22 protein-coding genes are annotated in these 26,053 nt (G+C 69.0%); 4 read left to right on the top strand and 18 right to left on the bottom strand.

The window, feature by feature from the left end:
• The first annotated feature begins 76 nt into the window (after positions 1 to 76).
• Entirely contained in the window at positions 77 to 1,036 is a 960-nt protein-coding gene (locus DD542_RS11345; protein ID WP_127805737.1) for a LysR family transcriptional regulator, read from the top strand.
• Here the strand turns inward: DD542_RS11345 and mgrA are convergent.
• From mgrA to DD542_RS11295, 10 genes are all read right to left on the bottom strand, one after another.
• A complete protein-coding gene (gene mgrA / locus DD542_RS11340) occupies positions 996 to 2,036 on the bottom strand; it encodes an L-glyceraldehyde 3-phosphate reductase (protein WP_127805736.1) in 1,041 nt (346 codons plus the stop codon). The genes DD542_RS11345 and mgrA overlap by 41 nt on opposite strands.
• Positions 2,037 to 2,145: 109 nt before the next feature.
• On the bottom strand, positions 2,146 to 3,054 hold the full coding sequence (locus DD542_RS11335) for a phosphoribosylaminoimidazolesuccinocarboxamide synthase (RefSeq protein WP_127805735.1): 909 nt from the start codon (positions 3,052 to 3,054) through the stop codon (positions 2,146 to 2,148).
• 105 nt (positions 3,055 to 3,159) lie between these two features.
• Complete coding sequence (gene fba, locus DD542_RS11330; protein WP_066157026.1) at positions 3,160 to 4,224, bottom strand: class II fructose-bisphosphate aldolase; 1,065 nt, start codon at positions 4,222 to 4,224, stop codon at positions 3,160 to 3,162.
• A gap of 85 nt (positions 4,225 to 4,309) precedes the next feature.
• Positions 4,310 to 5,743, bottom strand: coding sequence for a pyruvate kinase (pyk, locus tag DD542_RS11325; RefSeq protein WP_127805734.1), 1,434 nt, complete (start codon positions 5,741 to 5,743; stop codon positions 4,310 to 4,312).
• 47 nt (positions 5,744 to 5,790) lie between these two features.
• The gene (locus DD542_RS11320) at positions 5,791 to 7,011 is read right to left on the bottom strand and encodes a hypothetical protein (RefSeq protein WP_127805733.1); all 1,221 of its coding nucleotides are present in this window, start codon (positions 7,009 to 7,011) and stop codon (positions 5,791 to 5,793) included.
• Between the two features lie 2 nt (positions 7,012 to 7,013).
• Positions 7,014 to 8,417 (bottom strand): MBOAT family O-acyltransferase, encoded by a 1,404-nt coding sequence (locus tag DD542_RS11315; RefSeq protein ID WP_079367330.1) that lies wholly within the window; start codon positions 8,415 to 8,417, stop codon positions 7,014 to 7,016.
• Positions 8,414 to 12,886: a class I SAM-dependent methyltransferase gene (locus DD542_RS11310; protein WP_164868383.1), complete on the bottom strand. Its 4,473-nt coding sequence runs from the start codon at positions 12,884 to 12,886 to the stop codon at positions 8,414 to 8,416. Before DD542_RS11310 ends, DD542_RS11315 begins: the two co-directional genes overlap by 4 nt.
• A complete protein-coding gene (locus DD542_RS11305; protein ID WP_127805731.1) occupies positions 12,873 to 14,339 on the bottom strand; it encodes a methyltransferase domain-containing protein in 1,467 nt (488 codons plus the stop codon). Before DD542_RS11305 ends, DD542_RS11310 begins: the two co-directional genes overlap by 14 nt.
• Positions 14,340 to 14,343: 4 nt before the next feature.
• Positions 14,344 to 15,126, bottom strand: coding sequence for a CmcI family methyltransferase (locus tag DD542_RS11300; protein ID WP_127805730.1), 783 nt, complete (start codon positions 15,124 to 15,126; stop codon positions 14,344 to 14,346).
• 76 nt (positions 15,127 to 15,202) lie between these two features.
• The gene (locus tag DD542_RS11295) at positions 15,203 to 15,640 is read right to left on the bottom strand and encodes a MarR family transcriptional regulator (protein ID WP_164868382.1); all 438 of its coding nucleotides are present in this window, start codon (positions 15,638 to 15,640) and stop codon (positions 15,203 to 15,205) included.
• Between the two features lie 65 nt (positions 15,641 to 15,705).
• Between DD542_RS11295 and DD542_RS11290 the strand changes: the two genes are divergently transcribed.
• Positions 15,706 to 16,455: a siderophore-interacting protein gene (locus DD542_RS11290; RefSeq protein WP_127805729.1), complete on the top strand. Its 750-nt coding sequence runs from the start codon at positions 15,706 to 15,708 to the stop codon at positions 16,453 to 16,455.
• Between the two features lie 14 nt (positions 16,456 to 16,469).
• Here the strand turns inward: DD542_RS11290 and DD542_RS11285 are convergent, their stop codons facing one another.
• Positions 16,470 to 16,976 carry a MarR family transcriptional regulator gene (locus DD542_RS11285; RefSeq protein WP_306292807.1) on the bottom strand — a complete coding sequence of 169 codons (507 nt, stop codon included), beginning with the start codon at positions 16,974 to 16,976 and terminating at the stop codon, positions 16,470 to 16,472.
• A 99-nt stretch (positions 16,977 to 17,075) separates the two neighbouring features.
• On the opposite strand from DD542_RS11285, the gene DD542_RS11280 reads away from it, so the two are divergent.
• Positions 17,076 to 18,113, top strand: a complete 1,038-nt coding sequence (locus DD542_RS11280) for a cupin domain-containing protein (RefSeq protein WP_127805728.1) — start codon at positions 17,076 to 17,078, stop codon at positions 18,111 to 18,113.
• 19 nt (positions 18,114 to 18,132) lie between these two features.
• On the top strand, positions 18,133 to 18,834 hold the full coding sequence (locus DD542_RS11275; RefSeq protein ID WP_127805727.1) for a fumarylacetoacetate hydrolase family protein: 702 nt from the start codon (positions 18,133 to 18,135) through the stop codon (positions 18,832 to 18,834).
• A 48-nt stretch (positions 18,835 to 18,882) separates the two neighbouring features.
• Here DD542_RS11275 and DD542_RS11270 read toward each other — a convergent pair whose 3' ends face one another.
• The 7 genes from DD542_RS11270 to DD542_RS11240 are packed head-to-tail and all read right to left on the bottom strand — an operon-like array spanning position 18,883 to position 25,895.
• Positions 18,883 to 19,320 carry a hemerythrin domain-containing protein gene (locus tag DD542_RS11270; protein WP_066157052.1) on the bottom strand — a complete coding sequence of 146 codons (438 nt, stop codon included), beginning with the start codon at positions 19,318 to 19,320 and terminating at the stop codon, positions 18,883 to 18,885.
• Positions 19,317 to 19,901, bottom strand: a complete 585-nt coding sequence (locus DD542_RS11265) for a hemerythrin domain-containing protein (protein WP_127805726.1) — start codon at positions 19,899 to 19,901, stop codon at positions 19,317 to 19,319. Before DD542_RS11265 ends, DD542_RS11270 begins: the two co-directional genes overlap by 4 nt.
• Before the next feature lie 4 nt (positions 19,902 to 19,905).
• Entirely contained in the window at positions 19,906 to 20,310 is a 405-nt protein-coding gene (locus DD542_RS11260) for a ribonucleotide reductase subunit alpha (protein ID WP_127805725.1), read from the bottom strand.
• A gap of 25 nt (positions 20,311 to 20,335) precedes the next feature.
• A complete protein-coding gene (locus tag DD542_RS11255; RefSeq protein ID WP_127805724.1) occupies positions 20,336 to 20,962 on the bottom strand; it encodes a nitroreductase in 627 nt (208 codons plus the stop codon).
• Between the two features lie 3 nt (positions 20,963 to 20,965).
• Positions 20,966 to 22,228: an NnrS family protein gene (locus DD542_RS11250; RefSeq protein WP_241559755.1), complete on the bottom strand. Its 1,263-nt coding sequence runs from the start codon at positions 22,226 to 22,228 to the stop codon at positions 20,966 to 20,968.
• A 26-nt stretch (positions 22,229 to 22,254) separates the two neighbouring features.
• Positions 22,255 to 24,702, bottom strand: coding sequence for an adenosylcobalamin-dependent ribonucleoside-diphosphate reductase (locus DD542_RS11245; RefSeq protein ID WP_066157065.1), 2,448 nt, complete (start codon positions 24,700 to 24,702; stop codon positions 22,255 to 22,257).
• Complete coding sequence (locus DD542_RS11240; RefSeq protein ID WP_241559792.1) at positions 24,699 to 25,895, bottom strand: nitronate monooxygenase family protein; 1,197 nt, start codon at positions 25,893 to 25,895, stop codon at positions 24,699 to 24,701. Before DD542_RS11240 ends, DD542_RS11245 begins: the two co-directional genes overlap by 4 nt.
• Between the last annotated feature and the right edge of the window lie 158 nt (positions 25,896 to 26,053).

Raw genomic sequence — 26,053 nt, 5'->3', positions numbered from 1 at the left:
ACTGTCGGCCAAGGCAACCCATAGCGGAACTGTCTGACGGTACATTTCAGACATACGTTTTCTGCATGTCACGTCCATGAATCCTGCGCTCTGGAAACTGTTCCTCGACGCCGCCGAAACCGGCAGCCTGAGCAAGGTCGCGCTGCTGCACGGCACCAGCCAGCCGCATGTGAGCCGGCAGATCGCCGAGCTGGAGCAGCGGTGCGGCGGGCGCCTGTTCGAGCGCACCGGCCGGGGTGTCGCACTCACGGCCTTCGGCCAGCGCATCGCGCCCAAGGTGCGGGTCTGGCTGCGCAGCACCGAGCAACTGGAGAACGACGTCCGCGCCACCGCCGGCCAGACCATGGGCCGCGTGCGCCTGGGCACCATCCCGTCGCTGGCCCACCCCTTCGTGAGCACGCTGTTCGCCCGCCTGCGCCAGCAGCACCCGCTGGTGCAGCTGAGCGTGCGCGAAGGCCAGGGCGCGCAGCTGGAGACCTGGCTGGACGACGGCAGCCTGGACCTGGCCCTGCTGTTCCGCCACGGCCAGCCCAACGGCAGCGACGCGCTGTCGCTGGCCGAGGCGCAGACCTACCTCGTCGGCCCGGAGGGCGACGCGGTGACCGCGAAACCGACGGTGAAGTTCAGGGCGCTGGACGGCCTGCCGCTGGTGGCCTTCTGCCGCCCCAGCAGCTGGCGCGACCAGCTGGAGCAGGTGGCGCGCCAGCGCGGCGTGCAGCTCAACGTGGTGCTGGAGGCCGATTCGCTCGCGCTGCAGCTGGGCATCGCCTCGCAGGGCGGCGCCTACGCGCTGCTCGGGTCCTACGCCATCGACGTGGCGCGCAGCCAGCACCGCTTCCAGGCCGCGCGCTTGGTGGACCCGCCCATCGTGCGCCACATCGCGCTGGCGCTGGCACGCACCGGCCCGCTCAGCCCGGCCACCCGCGCGGTGATGCAGGAGTCGCTGGCGCTCGCCCAGGAAATGTCGCTGGACCCCGCCCGGGCGGCGCCCGGCGTCACAGCCGCTGGTCGGTCGAAGGCTTCTTCCAGAGGTTGAGGCCGCCGTCCACCGCGTGCTGGTCGATGGCGGCGAGTTCGTCGGCGCTGAAGTGCAGGTTCTGCAGCGCGCCGACCAGCTCGGTGATCTGCTCGGGCTTGCTGGCGCCGATCAGCGCCGAGCTCATGCCCGGATGGCGCAGCACCCAGGCCACGGCCATCTGCGCCAGGCTCTGGCCGCGCGCCTGCGCCATGTCGTTGAGTGCGCGCACATGGATCAGGTTCTGTTCGCTCAGGTGTTCCTGCTTGAACGATCCGCCCCCGGGGCGGTGGATGCGCGCATCCTGCGGCACGCCGTTCAGGTACTTGTTCGTCAGCAGGCCCTGCGCCAGCGGGCTGAAGGCGATGCAGCCCATGCCCTCGGCCTGCAGGGTGTCGAGCAGCGCTTCCTCGACCCAGCGGTTGAGCAGGCTGTAGGACGGCTGGTGGATCAGCAGCGGCACGCCCATCTGCCGCAGGATGGCCGCGGCCTCGCGCGTCTTGCCGGCCGAGTAGCTGGAAATGCCCACGTACAGCGCCTTGCCCTGCTGCACCGCCGTGGCCAGCGCGCCCATGGTTTCTTCGAGCGGGGTGTCGGGGTCGAAGCGGTGCGAATAGAAGATGTCCACGTAGTCCAGCCCCATGCGCTTCAGGCTCTGGTCCAGGCTGGCCAGCACGTACTTGCGCGAGCCACCGCCCTGTCCGTATGGGCCGGGCCACATGTCGTAGCCGGCCTTGCTGGAGATGATGAGCTCGTCGCGGTAGGGCCGGAAATCGCGCCGCAGGTGTTCACCGAAATTGGTCTCGGCGCTGCCGGCGGGCGGGCCGTAGTTGTTGGCCAGATCGAAGTGGGTGATGCCGGCGTCGAAAGCGGTGCGCAGCATGGCGCGCTGCGTTTCCATCGGCGTGGCATCGCCGAAGTTGTGCCACAGGCCGAGAGTGATGCTAGGCAGCTTCAGGCCGCTCTTGCCGACGGTGCGGTAGGGCATGCGCTCGTAGCGCTGGGGGTGGGCAGTGTACATGATGCGTCTCCTGGTGTTCGGTGACCGCACTCTACCCAGTAACCTCGCGGTAACCGGCACCACCGGCCGAACAACCCTTCGCCCCCGCCCCGGGGCGGGCCCCCGCAGGTCAACCCATCAGACGGGTCAGCGCTTCCTGGTACTTGGCGGCAGTCTTCTCGATCACCTCGCGCGGCAATCGCGGCGCGGGCGGTGCCTTGTCCCAGGGCTGGCCGTTGACCTTGGCGGTCTCCAGCCAGTCGCGCAGGAACTGCTTGTCGAAGCTGGGCGGGTTGCTGCCCACGGCGTACTGGTCGGCCGGCCAGTAGCGCGAGGAATCGGGCGTCAGCACCTCGTCCATCAGCACCACGGTGCCGTTCTTGTCCAGGCCGAACTCGAACTTGGTGTCGGCAATGATGATGCCCTTCTTCAGCGCGATCTCGGCCGCGGCCTTGTACAGGGCAATGGCCTTGTCGCGGATCTGCGCGGCGATGTCGGCACCGACCATCTCCACCGTCTTCTCGTAGGTGATGTTCTCGTCGTGCTCGCCCATCTCGGCCTTGGCGGCCGGGGTGTAGATCGGCTCGGGCAGCTTGGACGCGTTCTGCAGGCCTTCGGGCAGTGGCACACCGCAGACCGAGCGGCTCTCCTGGTATTCCTTCCAGCCACTGCCGGCCAGGTAGCCGCGCACCACGGCCTCGACCGGGATGGGCTTGAGGCGCTGCACCAGCATCGAACGGCCCTTGACCAGGTCCGCCTCGTCGGCCGAGACCACGCTCTCGGGCGCCTCACCGGTCAGGTGGATGGGGCAGATGGCCAGGCCCTTGGGGCCGAGCTGGTCGAACCAGAACAGGCTGAGCGTGGTCAGCAGTTCGCCCTTGCCGGGGATCGGCTCGCCCATGATCACGTCGAAGGCGCTGATGCGGTCAGACGCCACCATCAGGATGCGGTCGTCGCCCACGGCGTAGTTGTCGCGCACTTTGCCGCGTGCGAGCAGGGGCAGGGACTTGAGGGCGGAGGTGTGCAGGGCGGTGCTCATGATCGGTCGCGGAGAAAGTGACAGACAAGAAAAAAGCCCGGTGACCGAACAGTCAACGGGCTTTGAACCATTCCGGCAGATTATCGCAGGTCGGTCCCGGCGGGATCAGACCACCTTCTGAGCCAGCTCGCCGCTGGCGTAACGGGCGGCCATCACGGAGAGCGTCTCGCCCTTGATCTTGGCGCCCTGGCCTTCGCAGCCGAATTCCAGATAGCGCTGCTTGCACACCGCCTTGGCCGCTTCGCGGGCGGGTTTGAGCCATTCGCGGGCGTCGAACTTCTCGGGGTTCTCGGCCATGAACTTGCGCACCGCGCCGGTCATGGCCATGCGAATGTCGGTGTCGATGTTGATCTTGCGCACGCCGTGCTTGATGGCTTCCTGGATCTCGGCCACCGGCACGCCGTAGGTTTCCTTCATGGCGCCGCCGTACTGGTTGATGATGGCGCGCAATTCCTGCGGCACCGACGACGAACCGTGCATCACCAGGTGGGTGTTGGGGATGCGGGCGTGGATTTCCTTGACGCGGCTGATGGCCAGGATGTCGCCGGTGGGCGGGCGGCTGAACTTGTAGGCGCCGTGGCTGGTGCCGATGGCGATCGCCAGCGCGTCCAGCTGGGTGGCCTTGACGAACTGGGCGGCCTCTTCGGGGTCGGTCAGCATCTGGGAATGGTCCAGCTTGCCTTCGGCGCCAATGCCGTCTTCCTCGCCGGCATCACCGGTTTCCAGGTTGCCCAGGCAGCCGAGTTCGCCTTCCACGGTCACGCCGGTCTTGTGGGCCAGTTCGACCACCTTGCGGGTCACGTCGACGTTGTAGTCGAAGCTGGCCGGCGTCTTGCCGTCTTCCATCAGCGAGCCGTCCATCATCACTGAGCCGAAACCCAGCCCGATGGCGCCTTCGCAGACCTTGAGGCTGGTGCCGTGGTCCTGGTGCATCACCATCGGGATGTGCGGGTACATCTCGGCGGCGGCCTGGATCAGGTGCTTGATGAAGGCTTCCCCGGCGTATTTGCGGGCGCCGGCCGAGGCCTGCAGGATGACGGGTGCGCCGACCTCGTCGGCCGCGGCCATGACGGCCTGCACCTGCTCCAGGTTGTTGACGTTGAACGCCGGAATGCCGTAGCCGTTGGCCGCAGCGTGGTCGAGCAGTTCGCGCATGGAAACGAGCGCCATGAGGATCCCCTAGTCAAAGTTGGTAACCGGTCTGTAACTCCAGGGATTTTAAGGCGCCCGGCCTTGCGTGCCGATGACAGGCGGTTCAGGCCGCCCGGCAGATCTTCAGCGTGTTGGTGCCGCCCGGCGTGCCCATGGGCTCGCCCACGGTGATGGCGTAGACGTCGCCCTTCTGCATCACGCCGCGCGCCTTCAGGTCGGCCTCGGCCTCGGCCAGCGCGGTGTCGCGGTCGGCGCTGGTGTCCACCAGCAGTGGCCGCACATTGCGGTAGAGCGTCATCTTGCGCTGCGAGGACAGCTTGGACGTGACCGCATAGATCGGCATGCGCACGCTGTGGCGGCTCATCCAGAGCGCGGTCGAGCCCGACTCGGTCAGCGCCACGATGGCCTTGGCCTTGAGGTGGTGCGCGGTGAACAGCGCGCCCATGGCTATGGCCTGGTCGATGCGGGTGAAGGTCGCTCCCACGAAGTCGTCTTCCAGCGGGTCGTGGTCGGTCTTCTCGGCCTCCTGGCAGATGGCGGCCATCTGCTGCACGGTCTCCAGCGGGTACTTGCCGGCCGCTGTCTCGGCGCTGAGCATCACGGCGTCGGTGCCGTCAAGAACAGCGTTGGCCACGTCGCTCACCTCGGCGCGCGTGGGCACCGGGTTGACGATCATGGACTCCATCATCTGCGTGGCGGTGATGACCACCTTGTCCATTTCGCGGGCCATCTTGATCATGCGCTTCTGCAGGCCCGGCACCGCCGCGTTGCCCACCTCCACCGCCAGGTCGCCGCGCGCGACCATGATGCCGTCGGACACCCGCAGGATGTTGGCCAGCTCGGGGATCGCCTCGGCGCGCTCGATCTTGGCGATCAGGCCGGGCTTGTGGTTGTACTGGGCCGCGGCCATGTTGCACAGCTGGCGCGCCAGTTCCATGTCGGTTGCGTTCTTGGGGAAGCTCACGGCCACGTAGTCGGCCATCAGGCTCATGGCGGTCTTGATGTCCTCCATGTCCTTGGCGGTCAGCGCGGGCGCGGTCAGGCCGCCACCCTGCTTGTTGATGCCCTTGTTGTTGGACAGCTCGCCGCCGAGCTTGACCGTGGTGTGCACGGCATCGCCGACCACCTTGTCCACCGTCATCACGATCAGGCCGTCGTTGAGCAGCAGGGTGTCGCCGGCCTTCACGTCGCGCGGCAGCTCCTTGTAGTCCAGGCCCACACCGGCGATGTCGCCCGGCTCGGTGCGCGAGGCATCCAGCACGAAGGGCTGGCCGGGTTCGAGCATCACCTTGCCTTCGGCGAACTTGCCGACGCGGATCTTGGGACCCTGCAGGTCGGCCATGATGCCCACCTCGCGGCCGGCGCGCTTGGCGGCGGCGCGCACGAGGTTGGCGCGGTCGATGTGGTCCTGCGCCTTGCCGTGCGAGAAGTTCAGCCGAACGACGTTGACGCCGGACCGGATCATGGCCTCAAGCAGGGCGGGATCGCTGGACGCAGGGCCGAGGGTGGCGACGATTTTGGTGGCGCGCTGGGGCATGTGAGGTGTCTCCGTTGTAACTTGGTTTCAATTGTCCATGAAACGGGTTACTGGGTGGGTACAGGTTCCAGCAGCTCCCGGACCCGCGCCAGATACCGGGCCTGGTCGGCCAGCACCGTGCCTTCGTTGTACACGTGCAGCAACACGTCGGGCCGGAACTGGTCGATCACGACCGACCGCACATGCCGGCGCTGCTCCGGACTGAGCCGGGACAGGTGGTTCATCGACAGGTACCAGACCTCGGCGAAATAGCGCGCCAGGGGTTCTGTGATGTTGTCGCCAAAGGAGTCGCCGATGATGACCAGCGTGGGCCGGCGCTGTCCCGCGGGCAGTTGCCAGGCCGACCGCACACGGGCGACCTGGAACAGCAGGGCGGCCTCGGCGGCGAACTCGGGGAAGCAGGCGGCGTCGTTGTGGCACACCAGCACCCGCCCGTCCGGATAGACAGGGACGAAGGTGGTGTCACGGCGCGCCACGCCGGGCGCCAATGCCCGCAGGTCGAACTCGGTCTCCCGCGGCTCCAGGGCCACGTCATAGCGGCGCGACAGACCCCACTGGCCTTGTGCCAGCCAGTCGGCCGCGACGGCCGCACCGTGAAAGTCCCAATGCAGGTTCCAGGGACGGTAGACCGGGTCCACCCCATCGACCTGGCGCATCGCATCAATGGGGTAGAACAGCCGGCCTGCGGTCTCGGGCTTCTGCGCCAGCCGGTCAACCAGGGATTCGGCCGGCGGCTGACCACCGGCGCATTCCTCCTGCAACCAGCGGGGCAGCAAACGAGGCCGCAGACGCGACTTGTCGGGGGCCATCATCAGGTAGCTCCGGGGCAGATCGGCATGGGTCGCGGCCAGCAGTTCCGCAACCCGCTGACCGACCACAGGCAGCTCAATGCGCTCGGCCCCGCACATCACCCGCAGCGCGTTGCCCGGAGTGTCGCCGAACACGCTGTAGAACACCTCGCCCGCCTGACCGGGGACCAGGTCGGCGGACAGGAAATCACCGAACACCTGGTAGCGCCAACGGTGGCTGGCCTCCAGCAGTTCGCCACGCAGGCCGAAATGGTCGCGCATCCAGGCCTGCATCCGCGCCGGCCAGGTGCTCACTTCATCCAGGGTGCCGGGCCAGCCCGGCGCCGGTGCGAGTGTCCGGTTTTCCAGCGGTGCCTCGTGCGGCGGCCGGAACAGGTGCACCAGCAGCGGCGTCAGCAGCAGGGCGCACCACAGCGCCAGCACCAGGGCATTTGCGCGGCGGGTCGGCAGGGCCTTCATGCTCAGAAGCGGAAGTAGAGGAAGGGGTTGTGGCTGCCGGACGCCAGGCTCGTGGCACCGAGGACCAGCACCAGCGTGAGAAAGACCCAGCGCACCGGGGCCCAGCGCGGGCGCACGAAATGCCGCCCACCGAACCAGCGCGAGAGGGGCAGCATCGATGAGAAGGCCAGCAACAGGACCAGCACCGTGTATCCGTCCAGGAAGCGGCCCGGGTGCATCGCACCTGCGGTGGCGGACGACCAGCCGGCCATGGCGGCATAGACCGTCCCGACCTGTGCGAAGTCCTCGGCGCGGAACATGGCCACGCCCGTCGTGAAGGCCAGCCAGGCGTAGATCTGCTGGCACACGCGGGGCCAGCGCGCCGTGATCCGGCCCAGCCCCAGCCGCTCCAGCACGATGAGTCCGCCGTTGTAGAGCCCCCAGCAGACGAAATTCCAGCCGGCCCCGTGCCACAGGCCGCAGAGCCCGAACACGATGAGGATGTTGGCGATGGTGCGGCCCCCGCCGCGGCGGCTGCCCCCCAGCGGGGTGTACACGTAGTCGCGCAGCCAGGACGAGAGGCTGATGTGCCAGCGGCGCCAGAACTCGCGCACCGACAGGGCGTGGAACGGGAAACGGAAATTGCGGGGAAACGAGAAACCCAGCAGCAGCGCCAGTCCGAGCGCCATGTGGGAATAGCCCGAGAAGTCCAGGTACACCTGGAACGCGTAGGCGATCGCGCCCAGCCAGGCCAGTGCGGTGGTCAGCGCATGGCTGTCGAGCTGGTAGATCGCGTCGACCACGGTGCCCAGCGGGTTGGCCAGCAGCAGCTTCTGCCCCAGACCGATGATGAGCAGCTCCATGCCGAAGCGCAGGCGGGCCACGGTCCAGTGGCGCCGGATCAGCTGCCGCCGGATGGCGGCGTACCGGACGATGGGACCGGCCAGCAGGTGAGGGAACAGCAGGATGTAGTTGGTCAGCCGGGAGAGCTTGCGTTCGACGGGCAACTGGCCGCGGTAAATGTCGACCAGATAGGACATGGCGTGGAAGGTGAAGAACGAGATGCCCACCGGCAGGACGGGCACCGACCCGGGCTCGATGGACACCTGCCAGCCCAGGTCGTGCAGGGTGTCGGCCAGGAAACCGAGGTACTTGAAGGCCACGAGCAGCGAGAGCTGGAACAGCAGCGACACCACCAGCACCCAGCGCTGGCGGTCCCGGCGGTCTGCCTCGCGGCCGAGCGCGAGGCCGCCGAGGTAGCACCCGGCCAGCGACGCTGCCAGCACCCATGCGTTCCGGAGTTCACCCCAGGCATAGAACACGGCGCTGCCCACCAGCAACACCGCGTTGTGGCGGCCCGAGACCTGGTAGACCAGCAGGAATATCGGCAGGAAGTAGAAGAGGAACTCGACGGAACTGAAGATCATTCGTCGTGCGGCCGAACCGCCGTCAGCACGGCGAAGTCGGAGCCGATCTGACCTTCGGCCACGAGCCGGTCCTCGAGCGCGAAGAAGCGGTCGAGGTGGGCCATGTCTTCGGCACTGGACTCGCTGAAGTTCTGCGCGATGTCGCTCAGCCCGATGTGCAGCAGGGCCCCGCCCAGGTCGCGCCGGTCCAGCACGCGGAAGTGCTTCTCCAGCGTGGGAATGATCTGCGAGGAACGGATCGCCTCGGACGGATCGCAGGCGATCACGTCGGCCGCACGCGGACGCTCCCGGGGCCCCCGCACCACGCCGTTGGGCAGGCGGTGGTAGCGCTCGGGAAGGGTCTGCAGGAAGCCGTTCATGTGGGACAGCTGGGCATCGGTCCACTGGAAGCGGTCGGGCCCGACGTACTCGTGCAGATGGAAGATGCCGCCCGGGCGCAGCGCCCGCCGGACCATGCGGAACAGGCGGTCCAGGTCGTTGACGTGGTGGATCGACTGGAAGCCGACCACCAGGTCGCAGGACGCTTCGGGCAGCTCCAGCCGCTCCAGATCGGCCACGTGGTAGTGCAGCTGGTCCAGCCCCATGTCGGCGGCCCGTGCGCGCGCACCGGCAATCGCGCCTTCGGCGATGTCGTAACCATCGATCCGGCTGGCCAGCCCGATCTGCGCGAAACCGCGCTCCAGGGCCCCGAACCCGCAGCCCAGGCTGACCAGGCGCGGTACAGGGAGGCTCCAGCCCAGACGGGTCAGCGTGTCCTTCAGATGGATGTACACATCCGTGCCTTCTTGGCCGGTGGCCTTGTGGTGGAGGCGTGCCATGACCCTCGGATGCGCCATCCAGTTCATGCCCTGGATGTCCTGACGCTGCGACGGTGACACGCTCCAGGCCTCCGACACGCGCGCCTGTTCATTCCCGGGCGCCAGATCGACCGGCCGGCCCGACGATTCACACGCTTCGCGCAGCACGGCCCGCACCGTCGCGTCAAACGCCTGCGGAGCGCAGTCCCGCTCCACGGCCGCCAGCGCCGCCTGGCGGGTCTTCTGCCACAGGGCAGCATCGAAGTAGAGCCGCGCGCAGGCCTGGGCGAAGTCCTCGGCGCTGTCCGCACCCAGCAGGCCGCCCTGCCCTTCCCAGCCGAGCTGCGTCGCCACCAGTCCGCTGGCCACCACCGGCACCCCGTGCGCCGCCGCCTCCTGGACCTTGAGGGGGATGCCGGCCGCAAAGCGGGTGGGCGCGATGAACACGCGGGCCTGTTCATAGAAGTGCCGGATGTCCTCGACACGGCCATGGAACACCACCCGCGGCCCGCCCAGCGCCTGCTGGAGGCTCTCGCACGGGCTGCCCACGAGGTGGAGCACATAGCCTTCGCCGATCAGGTGGTCCAGCCGGGGCATGACCTCGCGCACGAACCAGCACACCGAATCGGCGTTGGGCGAACCTTCCTCCGCCAGCCGGCCGACAAACAGCAGGTGGCGCCGCTCGCTGTGGCCCTGGGGCGTGGGCTGCGCGGCAATGCCGTTGCCCAGCACCCGCACGTCCTGGCAGCCCGCCTGGCGGAACCGCTCGACTTCGGCCTCGCTCACGGCGAAGACATGGCGGGCCGCCTCGGCCAGCTGCAGTTCGCGGGTCAGCGCAGCCGCGCCGTCTTCCTCCGGTGCCGGCTCGCCCAGCACCTGGGCACGCAGCGTTTCGCGGGTGGCGAAGATCGCCTCGGCGTCGTAGACCAGCGCGGTGCCGGGCAGGAAGGCGGGCACCTCCCGGCAGGCGCGGAGAAAGCGGTCCATGTTGTGCGGCCGGCTGACGATCACCGCGTCGTAGTACCCGCAGCGCTCGCGCAGGAAGTCGGCCAGCCCGTCGATGCCTCGACCGGCCATGATCTCCACCTCGCGCGGCAGCACCTCATAAGCCTCCACCAGGTCGACCTGCGGGCAGGTCAGCGGGTAATGGCTGACGAAGGCACCGGCTTCGTGCAGGCTGTGGACGAGCTGGCGCGCCCGCGGGAAACCAGAGCCCAGCGACGGGACGGGGATGCGGTCGTCGACCACCAGCACGCGCGGCTGCGTGGCCGGGCGCTGGCGTGCCTCGATGGCGCGCGTTCCGTGGGGCCGGTGCTCCCGGGCCAGCACCTGGGTGTGGCGGTCGACGAAGACCGCCCGGTGCGCCTGCATGAGCCCCACCGCGGTCTGCTCACTCTCCGAACTGCCGAACTCGTAGTGCAGGATCTCGACCTGCGGCTCGTACACCACGGTGTGTCCGGCCTGGTGCAGGCGCATGCAGAAGTCGGTCTCTTCGTAGTAGGCCGGTGCGTAGGCCGGGTCGAATCCGCCCAGCGCCTCGAAAAGAGCGCGCCGCACCATGAGGAAGGCCCCCGAGCAGTAGTCCACCTCGCGACGGAACTGGAACGCGGCGTCGTCCGGGTCCTCGCCCCGGCCGTATCCCGAGCAACTGCCATCGGCCCAGACGATGCTGCCCGCCTCCTGGAGGCGGCCGTTCATCAGCACCACCTTGCCGCCCACCGCACCGACGCGCCCCCGGCCGTCGAGCAGGGCCAGCGCCGCCCGGATCGATCCGGGTTTGAGCTGGGCATCGTTGTTGAGGAACAGCAGGTGCTCACCCCGGGCGTGGGTGGCCCCCAGGTTGGCCGCGCGCAGGAAATGCAGGTTCTCGTTCTGAGCCAGCACCCGGGCGCCGCGCACCCTGGCCAGCAGGGTGGCGGTGGCATCGGTGGATGCGTTGTCGATCAGGAGCACCTCGCAAGGGGCCTCGATCGCCTCCACCAGCGACGCCAGGCACTTGAACGTCAGTTCGGCCTGGTTGTGCAGCACCACGACGATGGAGACGCGGGGTGTTTCTGCGGTGGGCAAGTGCAGCTCGTGCCCGTCCTGCAGAAACTGCGCGAGCTCGTCCTGGCTGCGCTGGCGGAACGCCAGCTTGGCATCTTGCACCGCCGCGGGCGGCTCGATGGCCACGACCGGGGCCGGGGCAGACGTGGCCGGCCACGGCCGGTCCAGCGGCCTGAGGGGGAAGCCACGGTCCTCGTGTCGGCCGTGGACCTCGAAGTGGTACAGCGCATTGAGTCCGGCCTGCGCCACATCCGGGTGGGCCTCCAGATAGGCCCGGGTGGAGAACCAGGGCCCGGGGTCCCGGCCTTCCGACAGGCCGCCGAACAGCGCGTAGTGCACGGCGGCGTCGACCCCGGCGTCGGCCACATCGGCGTGGGCCGCCAGGTACCAGGCCGCGTCGAAGAATGCCGAGCGGCGCACGGTGTCGATCACCGGCTGCTGCGGGTCCGGTGGCTCGCGCCGGCCCAGCCGCCGCTGCAGCCGCTGCAGGACGCCCGGCCTGTCGGCGGCAGGCCCTCGCTCCGGGGGCGCGAGCAGCGTGGACAGCAGCTGGCGCAAAGCGGGCTCGGCGGTCTCCAGGGTCTGGGCCAGCGCGCGCTGCTGCAGCGTCAGGGTGGCGATGGTCTGGCGTGCTTCGGTCAGGCCATGCTCCACCAGCGCACGCTCCTGGCGCGCGGTTCTCATCTCCCCTTCCAGCCGGGCCAGCTTGCGCAGCGAGGCATCCCGCTGGCCAGCGTCCTGGCGCTGCGCCTGAACGGCCGCCCGCTCCCGTGCGAGTTCCCCGTCCAGACGCGCCACGGCGGCCTGCGCCCGGTCGCGCTCGCTGCTCACCTGGGCGCGCGCAGCGACCAGGGCGTCGACCTGCAGCGCGAAGGAACGCTCCATCTCACGTTCATTGGCGTGGCCAAGCCAGCGGGCGCCCGCCGCGGCGAAGCGCTCCCGGATGGCGACGCCTTGTGCCGTCGATGCGGCGTTGCACAGCTGCGCGACAGCCGCCGGCATGGCCCGCCCGGGGGCCACCACGCCCAGGCCGTTGCCATGCAGGAGTTCGAAGTGGGGATGGCGGCCCGCCAGCTCGCTGAAGAAGCGGTGCACGCCGAAGTCGTCGCGGCGCACATTGGTGTCGTGGAACAGGACCACAGCGCGCTCGGACAGCTTGGGCCGCCAGGTTTCGTAGTCGTGTCGCACGGCTTCGTAGGTGTGGAAGCCGTCGATGTGCAGCAGGTCGATCGAGGCGTCGGCGAAGTGCCCGACCGCGGTGTCGAAGTCGGCCCGGATGAGTTCGGAGAACCCGCCGTAGTGGGCATCGTTGAAGGCCTGGACGTCGCGGTAGACGGCCTCGTCGAAAAAACCGGCATGTGCGTCGCCCTGCCAGCTGTCCACCGCGAAGCAGCGGGTGGGCAGACGGTGCTGCAGCACGGCGTCGCAGAAGGCGGCATAGGACACGCCATGGTGGGTGCCCAGTTCCACCAGCAGTCGCGGTTCGGTCGCCTGGACGATCCAGAACGCAAAAGGCACATGACCCCACCAACCGCTGGGTTTGCCCAGGCGCCGGGGTGTCCGGAAAAGGCTGTCCAGCGCAGGTGAGAGCAGTAGCTCCAGCAGGCTGGCGTCAGAATCGTGCATCGGGGTTCCTTGGTGTCGGTTGCTGCGGCGGCCAGGCGCGCCGCGCCACGACGGTGAACATCGGGACCATGGCGCCGTCGACATCCCGCTTCTGGTGGTGGATGCTGAGCCGCGCGTCGGGAAATCCCAGCAGCCCCAGGGACTGGATGACAAAGGCGGGCGTCAGTGCCCACCAGGTGTGCACCTGCGGGATCGCGGGGTCCGCCAGCAGGCGGCAGACCGGCAGATCCCCGAGGTTGGCGTCGTACACCTCGGTGACGATGAGGGTGTCGCGGACCCGGCGCGCCAGCTGCTCCATGACCGAGAACGGCGAACGGCAGTGCAGCAGCACCGAGGCCAGCAGGCCGATGTCGAATGGCCCCTCCGATTCGGGCAGGGCGTCCAGATGCGCCACGATCAGCCGGACCCGGGAGGCGCGGGCATGGTGCAGGTACTGGAACGACTGGCGCACCCCCGTGATGACGTGGGCAAACTCCTGGCGCCAGCCGGCAACGTCGAAACCGGGCACTGGGGCCACATCCCAGAGGTGCTCCATGGGCGGCTCCAGCGCCGTGACCCGGGCGCCCGCGGCCTCCATGTGAAAGCTCAGGAAGCCGCTGGCCGGCCCCACTTCGAGCACCGAGCGCCCTGCGAAGTCGACCCCGCCCAGATACGCATCCACGTTCGGGCGCAGGTCCCATTCCCCCTTCACCGACTCGCCGCCGGGAAGGTCCACCGAGTGGTAGAAGCGGCACTGCGACAACGCGGGCGGTTCCGCTGCTGCGGGTGTCGCAGGTGCAGCCGGCAAGGTGGCCGGCGCTGGCATGGCGACGCGCAGCGCCGCCGCTTCAGGAAGAGGTGCCGGATCGGACAGGCCCTGGACCAGGCTGCGGTGCTGCAGCCAGCGCTTGAGCGCGCTCTTGAGGTTCCACCAGGGGCCATGGTCGGGCTTGCGGCAGACCAGCACGGAGTCGTGCCAGACATCGCTGCCGTCGTCATGGCCCTCGTCCTGCCACTGGGTCTTCACCTGAACGGGATCGAGCTGGGCAAAACGAGCGAGGGACGCCATGCCGTCGGGATAGAACCGCCAGCAATCCACCGGGTAGCGGTGCTCCGGCCCGCTGGACGGCGCGATGACGATGCACAGGCCACCCGGCTTGAGCACACGGGCCACTTCGAGCATGGTGATCCACACATAGCGGATGTGTTCGAAGGCCTGCCCGGAAACCAGCACATCGACCGAGCCGCTGGCCACCTCGCGCCACGTGTAGGGCGTCTTGAGCACCAGGTCCACGTTGTCGCCGGGCACCATGTCCAGCCCGGTGTAGCGCCAGTTCGGGGAATCGAACAGGTCGCGGTACGAACCGTTCACGTCCTGGCTGCCCAGGTCGTGGATGACCAGCGGCTCCCCGCGACGCGCGCCCAGGTACTGTTCAACAAAAAGGCGCATCTTGTCGCGGGAACTCGTGTGCATGGATTCAGTCGGCGGGGGGATGGAGTCGGTACAGCCAGGCGTCGGGCCAGTAGGTGAGCGCCTCTTCAACAAAGGCCTCGTTGTAGAGCGCTGCGGGCCGGCGAAGCTCGAATTCGGGGTGTTCGGCCGCGTAGGCGCGCGCCGCCGCGGCCGGATTGTCCTCAAGCCAGTGCGCCTGGCCCCCGGGCGTGTCCGCGAGATGGGCCATGACACCGTCGGTCGCGACGATGTAGGAACCCGGTGTGACCAGCGGGCCGTAGGCGTCCAGTTCCCGGCGCACATGCGCCTTGCTGTGGTCGCTGTCGAGAAACACGAACACCGTCTGGCTCCGCCCCACGGACCGGCGCACCCGGTCCACCACCGCCGCAGAAGCCGAGTCGCCCTCGATCAGGGTGATGAGGTCGCCCAGCGGGCAGGCAGCCACCGCCTCGCGCAGCTCCGGGGGTATCTGTATGTCGATCGAGATCACCCGCCCGCGCCCCAGCGCCCGGCACAGCGAGGCGAAGAAGACGGCGCTGCCGCCGCGGTTGACGCCGGTCTCGATGATGACGTCGGGACGCACGCTGGCGATCACCTCCTGCAGCCGCAGCACATCTTCCGGCAGCTGCCAGAGCTGGAAGCCCAGCCAGGAAAACGACTGCCAGTGCAGGAGGTTCCACTCCTGCCTGAGCCAGACCTGGGACACCACCCGGAAGGCCTCGGACGAGTACAGCGGCAGTCGCTTCGGGGTTTCATCGCCGGCCTGGTACTCCAGGGACTGGGCGTCGGTGTCGATGGTGATCTTCATGCCGGCTTTTTTTCCGCGCGCAGTGTACCCGGCGCCTCTGTTTCGCAGACGCCAGCGCGGCGCCCGCGCGCGCCCTTCAAGGCCCGCCGTCTCGCAGGTTGTCCTGCATGTGGCGCAGCGCGCGCAGCAGCGCCTGCCGTTCCGGCGCCTCCAGCCCGCGGGCGGCCCGGGCCGCCACCTGGCGGCGGTGGCGCATGACGGACTCGTGCCGGTGCTGCGCCGCTTCGGTGGGATAGAGCCGGATCACCCGGCGGTCGTGCCCGTCCGGCCGGGCCACCAGCAGGCCCTTGTCCTTGAGCACCGCGATGAGGCGCGCCAGCTGGCCCTTGTCCCGCCCCGCGTGCTGCACCAGATCGGTCTGCGTGCTGCCCGGGTGGCGCACGAAGAAGCCGAGCGCCCGCCCTTCCATCGGCCCCAGCCCATCGTCGGGCATGTGGCGCAGCAGCTGCGCGCGGGCCAGGTGCATCAGGTCGTGCACCGCCTCCATCAGATCGTCATCGGACAGCTTCGACATATTGGTTGACTCCATCAACTTGCTTTGACAGAATGGATGACATTATCAATCAATTCACCTATTCCATGTCCCATCCTGTTCCCACCGAGCACCCACCCGGCCCGACGCGCCGCGTGCGCCACGAACTGCTGCGCCGCGACGTGCGCGTGCGCCATGTCCGGCCGCTCGGCCCCGGCCTGCTGGCCGTGACCTTCGGCGGGCCGGCGCTGGCCAGCTTCGTCTCGCTCTCCTTCGACGACCACGTCAAGTTCATCTTCACCGACGCCGACGGACAGGAACACCGGCGCGACTACACGCCGCGCCATTTCGACACGGTCCGCCAGGAGCTGACCCTGGTGTTCGCGTTGCACGAAGGGGGCGCGGCCAGCGCCTGGGCGCAGCGCGCCCGGGCGGGCGACGCGGCGGTGATCGGCGGCCCCCGCGGCTCCATCGTCATTGCGGACGACCTGCCCTGGTACCTGCTGGCCGGTGATGCGACGGCGCTGCCCGCCATCGCGCGGCGGCTCGACGAACTGCCGGCGGGCACCCCCACCACGGTGCTGCTGCACACCCCGCACGAGCAGGACCAACAGGCGCTGCCTGAGCGCCCTGGTCTGAACCTGCGCTGGTTGCCGTCCGGCGAGGCGCTGTGCGACGCCATGCGCACGGTGGACCTGCCCACAGGCGACGGGTTTGTCTGGTGCGCGGGCGAAGCCGCGTGCATGGCGCGGCTGCGCGACATCCTGCTGAACGAACGCGGACGGCCACGCAGCCACGTCAAGGTCTCGGCCTACTGGAAGCCCGGCGCCAGCGACTTCCACCAAGACCTGGCCTGACGGGGCGTCAGGCACTATCGGCCAGCGACCTCGGCCGGTGCCCGGCTCAGGTCGTTGTTCTGCGTCACCAGCACCAGCAGCAGGCGCATGAACTCGGTGCGCTGCCGCGGGGTGAGCGGCGCCAGGATCTGCTCCTGCGCGCGCAGCATGGCGGGCACGGTGTCGGCTAGGCCCTGCTCGCCCGCGGGCGTCAGGAACAGCTGGCGCGCGCGACGGTCCTGCGGCGACAGGCGCCGCTCCAGCCAGCCGCGCGCCTCCAGCCGGTCCACCACGCCGCCGGTGGTGGAGGTGTCCAGCGCGATGCTGCGCGCCAGCGTGCGCTGGTCGATGCCGGGCTGGTTGCCCACCACCTGCAGGGCGGCGTACTGCACCGGCGTCACACCGAGCTCGCCCGCCTCCTGCAGAAAGATGCCGACCGAGATCTGGTGCAGGCGCCGGATCGCGTAGCCGGGCTGCTGGTCGATCTGGATTCCGGCGGGTTCGGGGGTGTCCATGGCAAACAGGGCAAGGGTGGTGGGCAACGGGGATCCGATGATTGACCCAGTCTAACCGCCCTCTTATCATCAGCACACTTATTATTAGCATGCGGCGGGAGCAGATCCGGCCCAAGGAGACAAGACATGAGCCACGCACTCGGCCGGCTGGAAGACCTGCCGCAGGACTACCGCGACGACCTGAAGAACCTCAACCTGGTGCCGCTGTGGCCCAGCCTGCGCGTCGTGCTGCCGCCGGGCGTGCCCAAGCGCGCCACGCAGGCCGTGCACTGGCCCTACGCCACGCTCAAGCCGCTGCTGCTCAAGGCCGGCGAGCTGACCCCGATCGAGAAGGCCGAGCGCCGCGTGCTCGTGCTGGCCAACCCCGGCCACGGGCTGGAGAACATGAAGGCCAGCCCCGCCATCTACCTGGGCATGCAGCTGCTGCTGCCGGGTGAGTGGGCGCCCAGCCACCGCCACACGCCCAACGCGGTGCGCATGGTGGTCGAGGGCGAAGGCGCCTGGACCACCGTCGATGGCGAGCAGTGCCCGATGAGCCGCGGTGACCTGATCCTCACGCCCACCGGCCTGTGGCACGAGCACGGCCACGACGGCAGCGACCCGGTGGTGTGGCTGGACGTGCTGGACCTGCCGCTGGTCTATTACATGGAGGCGAGTTACCACATCAACGGCTCGCGCCAACAGGTCCAACAGGGCAGCGGCGACCGCGCCTGGACTCGCGCCGGCGTGGTGCCCACGCAGGTGTTCTCGCGCAGCGGCAAGCGCTACCCGATGCTGCGCTACCCCTGGGTCGACACGCGCGCCGCGCTGCAGGCCATGGCCGCCAACCAGCCGGACCTCGACTGCGTGCAGGTGACCTACGTGAACCCCGAAACGGGCGACGACGCCGAGAACATCCTGGGCTTCTACGCGCTGATGCTCAGACCCGGCCAGACACTGACATTGCCGGCGCGTTCGCCGGCGCAGGTGTTCCACCTGATCGAAGGCGGCGTCGACGTGTCCACCTGCGGCAAGACCTTCGGCCTGGTCGAGGCCGACACCTGCTGCGCGCCGGGCTACGAGCCGGTGACGCTGACGAACCGCCAGACCGACAAACCCTCCTTCATCTTCATCGCCGACGAGTCACCTCTTCACAGGAAGCTCGGTGTGTATGAGACCCGATGACTGTTCCAGAGACTGTCCGATGACTCAATACCTCTTCCCCCCACCCGCCGTCCGCTCCCTGCCCATCCGTGGCCGCACCGAGCGCTTCCCCGTCAACCGCATCTTCTGCGTCGGCCGCAACTACCACGCGCACGCCGTCGAGATGGGCAAGCCGGTGGACAAGAGCGCCGAGCGGCCGTTCTACTTCACCAAGTCGCCGCAGACCCTGGTGGAGAGCGGCGTCACCGTCGCCTATCCGCCTGAGACGAAGAACTACCACTTCGAGATGGAGCTCGTGCTGGCGATCGGCAAATCCGGCTTCCGCGTCAGCGCCGACAAGGCACACGAAGTGATCTACGGCTACGCCGCCGGCCTGGACATGACGCGCCGCGACCTGCAGCTGTTGGCCCGCGACAAGGGCCGGCCCTGGGACCTGGGCAAGGACATCGAAGAAGGTTCGGTCTGCTCCGAGGTCGTGCCGATGGAAGGCGTGGTGATCGGGCGCGGCGCCATTGCACTGGAGGTCAACGGGGCAACGAAGCAGTCGTCCGACGTCGACAGGCTGATCTGGAACATCCGCGAAATCATCGCCGACCTGTCGTTGTTCTATCACCTGCAACCCGGCGACCTGGTCTACACCGGCACGCCCGAGGGCGTGGGCGCCGTGGTGCCGGGCGACCGGATCACCGGCCGCGTCGAAGGCGTCGCCGAGGTCGCGCTGACCATCGGCCAGCCCGGGTGAGCGCCCAGCGACGGGCCGCGCACAGGCGCTGACCCGGGCGCCTGCGCCTCAGGTCGCCGGTGCCTGGGCCTGCACACGGCGGATGATCGGCATGTCCTGCTCCAGGATGTGCCCGATCAGCCAGCGGCGCAGGAAGCGTTCGAGGTCCAGGATCGTCAGCCGGCCCTGCTCCAGCTGCAGCTTCATGGCCGACAGCCGCTCCACAAAGCCGCTGTGCAGCCGCAGGTGCTGGGCGTGGGTGGTGGCGTCGGCCTGCTGGCGCAGCATCCACGCTTCCTCGTACCGGAAGTGGTAGTCCGCATAGGTCTGCAGCTGTGCAAGCACCTCGTCCAGCGCCGTCCCCGAATCGGCGGGCTGGATGCTGGCCACGCGCTGGAGCAGCTGGAAAAGCACCCGGTGCTGCAGGTCGATGGCCAGCACCCCGCTGTCCAGCCGGTCGTCCCAGACCAGCGGCCCGTCCGCGTCCTCGTCGGCACCAGGGTTCATCGGCCCCGCACCCTTCCGTCGGTGCGCCGGTGCTGCATTTCCTCGCCGATGGCGCTCAGGGCCGGTGCGTCCAGCAGGCCCTGCGCCGCCGGGTAGACCAGCGACTCTTCCAGACGGATGTGCTCGCCGTACTGGCCGGCAAACCGGTCCAGCAGCTGCTCATCGCCGGGCGTCCAGCCGGCCCAGGAAGACGTTGCCGCAGCGTCGGCCACGGCCAGCAGACAGCGCCGCGCCTGGGGCCAGATCTCGCCCATGGCGACATGGTCGGCCTGCAGGCGGCGCACCGCCTGGCGCAGCGCCTCGTCGCCGCGCTGCAGCAGGAGCGGGAACACATGCAGTTCCTCGTCCTCGTGGTGCAGCGGCGCGGCCTGGTCGAAATAGCGCATGACATCGCGCGCCGCCTGGGCCGCCTGTTCGTCGTGGCCACGCGTGGCCAGGTGCTCGCGCAGCTTGCCCAGCAGCCGCAGCATGCGGTGCACCCGCTCGTGGCAGGCGGTCAGCATCTCGAACGGCTGCTCGAACCCCACCCCCGCCGCGTGCTGCCCGGGCTGCGTGATCTGGTGCAGGTGGATACCGGCCATTGGGTCAGTCCAGCAGCACCGCGCGGCCTTGCGGGTCGAACGGAATGAAGTTCTGGATGCGGCCCTGGCGGATGGACTCCACCATCTTCTGCAGCGGTGCATCGGCGTCGGCGCTGGTGGGGGGCTTGCCGGCGCTGCCCGACATGGCAGCGGCGAAGACCATGCCCCAGGGCTGGCCGAAGCCGGCGGCCTCTTCCTTGAGCTGCTCGAACGAGCTCAGCTCGTCGGGGCTCTTGTCGACGCACATCTGCGGCACCAGCGCACCGCCCTGGCCTTTTTCGAAGGCCGCGCGTTCGGCAGGCGTGGCGTCGTCGGGCAGTTCGATGGCGGCGAACACCATCAGCAGGCGCTGGGGCAGGGGCTGGGCGCGCGCGGCGGCGAGCAGGTCGTCAAAGTTGCTGATGTCCATGAAAAATCCGGTGTGGAAAAACGTGTCAGCCGGGGCCGACGGGGTTCAGGGTACTCACGTAGTCGGCCACTGCGGGGCGCACGACAGTTTTGCCGTGCGAGAGCGCGGTGCCGATGCTCAGGAAACACACGGCCTGTTCGCTCTCGCGCAGGCCGAAGAAGCGGTGCAGCGCAGCCGAACGCACCGATTGCCCGGCCGTGAGCGCCGAGCCGTAGCCCAGGGCGGTGGCCATGAGCAGCATGTTCTGCGCCGCGCAGCCGGCGGAGATCAGCCGCTCGGCCAGGCCGATCTCGGCGTCGCCCTTGGTGTCGTCCACCACCAGCAGCGCCAGGAAGGGCGAGCGGAAACCTTTTTCGCGCGCCTTGGCAATGTCGTGCGGCCCGGCCTCCGGGTCGCGCTCCAGCAGGGCCTGCACGAACACCTCGGCCAGCGCCTCGCGCTGGTCGGCCGGCACGGTGATGAAGCGCCAGGGCAGCAGGCAGCGGTGGTCGGGCGCCGAGGCCGCGGCGGACAGGATGGCCTGCAGCTGCGCGGCGTCGGGGCCGGGTTCGCCCAGGCGGAACGGCAGCACCGTGCGGCGCGCCGACATCAGCTCGGCCGCCAGTTCGGACCAGTCGGCGGTGCCGACTCCATCAGGTGCGCAGGCGTCCATGGCTCACCCCGGCCGGCCGTCGGCGCGCGGCCTGCCGAACCAGTTCGCCAGCCGCCCGCCCCAGACCAGCACCACGCCGGCCCAGGTGAGCGCGGCCGCGGCCAGCCACAGGCCGCTCGCGCCCGGCAGCGTGCCCGCGATGCGCAGCAACACCGCCACCTGCAGCATCCAGAACAGGGTCCACACCGTGGCGTCGGCCACCAGGGCGCGGCCGCTGTGGCCGCAGGCCACGCGCGTGACCATGGCCAGCATGGTGGAGCCGAGGAAGCCCATGGTGAGCGCGTGCAGCGCGCCCAGGCCCAGTGTGGGCACGCCCCCGGCGGCGAGCAGCCACTGCGACAGCCCCGAGAGCAGCAGCGACAGGCCGAACCAGACAAAGCCCACGTGCAGCATGGCCAGCAGTCGGATCTTCAGGCTCTGCACCAGGCCCCAGACCCAGGCCAGCCAGACCAGCACGCCGCCGATGCCCAGTTCCAGCGCACCGCGCAGCAGGCGCCAGGCCGTGCCTTCGCCCCAGCCGGCGAGCATCAGCCACACCGAAGCGACCTCCAGCACCACGGCCGCCAGCATCAGCCAGAGCACCCAGAACGGGCGCCAGACCTCGATCATGGGCAGCACGCCGGAGGTGAAGAAGGGAATCATGCGGTGGGCCACGGCCACGAAGGTGGCGACGATGAAGCCCCACAGCGCCGTGTGCACCAGGGCCAGCGCCACAGACCACTCACCGATCAGCAGCGCCACGCCGATGCCGGCGGCGCACAGCGCGCCCAGCGTGCCGCCCAGCGCCACCACCGTGGCGTGCACCCGGTCGGGCACGCGGCTGGCGCGCCACAGGCGCCAGAACCGCAGGTTCTGCGTCCCCAGGCCGGCCGCAGCCAGCAGGGCTCCGGCCACCGCCACGTCCTGGTGCAGGTGCGCGCCCGCCAGCCACACCAGCCAGCCGGTCACCTGCAGGGCCAGCGCGGGCGTGATGGCGCGGGCGTCCGGTGCGTCCACGCCCAGCCACTTGGGGCCGGCGGTGAACAGGAAACCGGCGAAGAACAGCGGCATGAAGCCCAGGGTCATGACCGCGGCGTGGGTCAGCGTGGGCGAGACCGCGTAGGACAGCCCGAACACGCCGCTGGCGCGGTCGACCTGCACCACGGCCCACCAGGCTGCCGAGGCGACCAGCAGCAGCACCCCCGAAAAAAAGGCCAGCCGGTGTGGCGCGCGCCACAGGCTGGCCCATTGCCAGGGCGTGGCGACCGGCGAACCTTTCGGCCGCACCGGCAACGTCCCACGCCCCTCGACGCTCATCCGCAGCTGCCCAGGTGCCCGCAGGAGGTGCAGTAGTCGCAGCCGTCCTTGCGGATCATGGCGTGCGCGCCGCACTCGGGGCACTTCTTGCCGGCCATGACACCCGAGGACATGCCCACCAGCTCCGGCGCGGCCGGGGCATGGGGCGTGGCGACCGCGGCGGTGTCGGTGTGCTGTTTGCGGCGGGCGATGATGTTCTGCAGCGCGAACGCGATGGCGGCCACCTCGGAGTCGTGCCACATCGGCACGTGGGTGCCGTCGGCCTTCTCGTAGGTGCCCAGGCGCACCGGGCCGCGGTCCCAGGCGACCTTGCGCATGTCGGACAGCGCCCGGCCCAGGAAGCCGCCGCGCGCGGCCAGCGAGAGCATGCGCATGGTGGAGGTGATCCACTGCTGCGACTCGCCGTTCTGGCCCACGGGCATGAAGAACTCGATGGCGCGCTCGACCGTGCCCTTGCCGTCGGCGGCGGGCACCGGCAGGAAGGAAACCACGATGTACAGCGTCTTGTGGCCTTCCTGCGTCCAGTACTCGATCTTGTCGGCCACGGCCGAGAGCGCACCCTTGGGACGGCTCTCGATCACGGTGCGCATCGGGTCGACCGGCGCCACCACAGGCGCGGGGGCCGGCTTGGCCTCGGCCACCGGCGCGCCGGTGTCGAGCACCGAGCCCAGGATGGTGTTGGGCCGGTAGGTCGCCATGCCCTTGAGGCTGGCGCGCCAGGCCTGCAGGTACAGGTTCTTGAAGTCTTCGTAGGGGTAGTCGCCCGGCACGTTGACCGTCTTGGAGATCGCCGTGTCCACGAAGGGCTGCACCGCTTCCATCATCGCGATGTGCTCGCCGGCCGTCATGGCCAGCGCGTTGACGAAGTACTCGGGCAGGTGGTCCACGTCACCGCCGAGGTCGCGGTAGAGGCGCCAGGCGTGGTCTTCCACCGCGTACTCGCGGGTGGAGCCGTCGTGCTCGCGCTTCTTGCGGCGGTACATCCAGGAGAACGGCGGCTCGATGCCGTTGGAGGCGTTGTCGGCAAAGGCCAGGCTCACCGTGCCGGTGGGGGCGATGGAGAGCAGGTGGCTGTTGCGGATGCCGTGCTTGCGGATGGCCTGGCGGATGGGCTCGGGCAGGCGGCTGGCAAAGGTGCCGCGCTCCAGGTAGCCGTTGGCGTCGAACTTGGGGAAGGCGCCCTTTTCCTTGGCCAGCTCGATCGAGGCGCGGTAGGCCGCGTCACGCATGTGCTCGGCGATCTGGGCGGCCACCTTGCGGCCTTCTTCGCGGTCGTAGCGCACGCACAGCATGGCCAGGGTGTTGCCCATGCCGGTGAAGCCCACGCCGATGCGGCGCTTGTCCTGCGCTTCCTTGCGCTGCTGCTCCAGCGGCCAGAAGGTCACGTCCAGCACGTTGTCCAGCGCCCGCACCTGGGTCGCGACGGCCTTCTCGAAGGCGGCGAAGTCGAACGAGGGCACACCGCCGAAACCGAAGGCGTTGCGCACGAAGTTGGTCAGGATGATGGGGCCGAGGTCGCAGCAGCCGTAGGACGGCAGCGGCTGTTCACCGCAGGGGTTGGTGGCGGCGATGCCTTCGCAGTAGCGCAGGTTGTTGTCCTGGTTGATCTTGTCCAGGAACAGGATGCCGGGCTCCGCGAAGTCGTAGGCCGACTTCATGATGGTGTCCCACAGCTCGCGCGCGGACACGCTCTGGTAGACCCAGAGCCCGTCGGAGCGCTGGTAGGCGCCCTTGTCCATCACCTTGCTGCCGGGCTTCGATTTGTGCACCAGCTCCCAGGGCTGGTCGCCGGCCACGGCTTCCATGAAGGCGTCGCTCACGCCGACCGACACGTTGAAGTTGTTCCAGCGGCCGGGCGTGCGCTTGGCGGTGATGAAGTCCAGCACGTCCGGGTGGTCGATGCGCAGCACGCCCATCTGGGCGCCGCGGCGCGCACCGGCGCTCTCGACCGTCGAACACGACTGGTCGAACACGTTGATATAGGAACACGGGCCCGAGGCCATCGAGTGCGTGCCCTTGACCTCGGCGCCGCGCGGGCGGATGCGCGAGAAGTCGTAGCCCACACCGCCACCGCGGCGCATGGTTTCGGCGGCTTCGCGCAGGGCTTCATAAATGCCCGGGAAACCTTCGTCGTCGAAGCCCTGGATGCAGTCGCCCACGGGCTGCACGAAGCAGTTGATCAGGGTCGCCTGGATGTCGGTGCCGGCGGCGCTCATGATGCGGCCGGCGCCGATGGCACCCGCGTACAGGTTGTCGAGGAATTTGGCTTCCCACTCGGCACGGATCGGCTCTTTTTCCACCGAGGCCAGGGCGCGGGCCACGCGGCGGTAGAGGTCGTCGATGCCGGTCTCCCCGGGTTTCAGGTATTTTTCTTCCAGCACATCGAGGCTGATCGGCTGGGGTTCCCGGAGATTCTGGGCTCCGGGTTGGGGGTCACGCTTCATGCAAGGGCTCCGGTTTTGAAGGCGTCGGATGGTACAGGCTCTGCCGGCAGGGCGCCGGTCACCATCCAGGACACCAGATCATGGACCGAACGGATGTCCTTGCCAAACGGGAGAGTACCCGCCCCGCGGAAGAACAGGCCCCGCTGCTGATCACCCTCCCAGGCGTGGGCCAATTGCTGGTCGATGCAGAACTGGCCCATGTCCGCCTTGCCATCCCGCAATCCGCAATGCGCCAGGCAGTCGAAGGCCATGTTGCAGCGGTCCTTCACGTGCGCCACGGCCTTCAGCTTGGGTTCCACGCGCAGGTATTTGTTGAGCCAATGTGTGCGCACACCTCGCGCGGGAAGCCCGGCCACGCTGATGAACTCCACCACATCTTCCGGCGTCGCATTGGCCAGCACCTGCTTGAAGGCGAGGTCGGCGTCGCATTCCAGCGTCACCGCGAAGGCCGTGCCCATCTGCACCGCGCTGGCGCCCAGACCCTGCAGGCGGATGACGTCCTCGCGGCTGGAAATGCCGCCAGCGGCGATCAATGGAATCTTTCCTTCCAGCCCGGCCGATTTGAAAAATTCCAGCGACTGGGGGATGACGTTCTCGAAATTGAAGCGCGGGTCCTGCAGGTCGGCGACCTTGGCCGCGCCCAGATGTCCCCCCGCCAGCCGGGGGTGTTCGATCACGATGGCGTCGGGCAGGCGGCCTTTTTTCTCCCATTTCTTGACGATCAGCTGCACGCCGCGCGCGTCGGACAGGATGGGGATCAGGGCTGTTTCGGGGTGGTCCTTGGCCAGTTCGGGCAGGTCCAGCGGCAGGCCGGCGCCCACCACCACCGCATCGGCACCACTTTCCAGCGACTGGCGCACATAGATCTCGTAGGCCGACAGGGCCTTCATGATGTTCACCGCCACCATGCCGCGCCCCTGCGAAATCAGGCGCGCGCGCTGGATCTCGCGGTCCAGCGCCACCAGGTTGGCCGCGTTGATGCGCTCTCGCGCGTCGGGTTCCTTGCCACTTTCCAGGTGGCGGGTCTGGGCCATCAGGTCGGGGTGCAGGCGGCGCAGGTCCACCGACGACACGGTGCCCACCCCGCCCAGCGACGCCACGGCGCCGGCCAGGCCGCCCGCCGACACGCCCACGCCCATGCCGCCCTGCACGATCGGCAGCAACTCGCGGCCCCGCAGCCGCCAGGGGTGCATGCCGTTTTCGCCCGCCTGGCGCAGCAGCGCCCGCGCGCGTTCGGCGGTCTCGCCGTCTCCAGGCGCCACCGCCCCCATCACATCTCGTGCATTCATCGTCTGATTTCCCATAGGACGGCGCAAAAAACCGCTGGTGGAGACTACCGGCGACGCCGTCG

The organism is Hydrogenophaga sp. NH-16, from assembly GCF_004006415.1.
Lineage (GTDB): Bacteria > Pseudomonadota > Gammaproteobacteria > Burkholderiales > Burkholderiaceae_C > Hydrogenophaga > Hydrogenophaga pseudoflava.
Note: the sequence above shows the minus strand (reverse complement) of the source record. Positions and strands in the feature narration are given on the sequence as shown.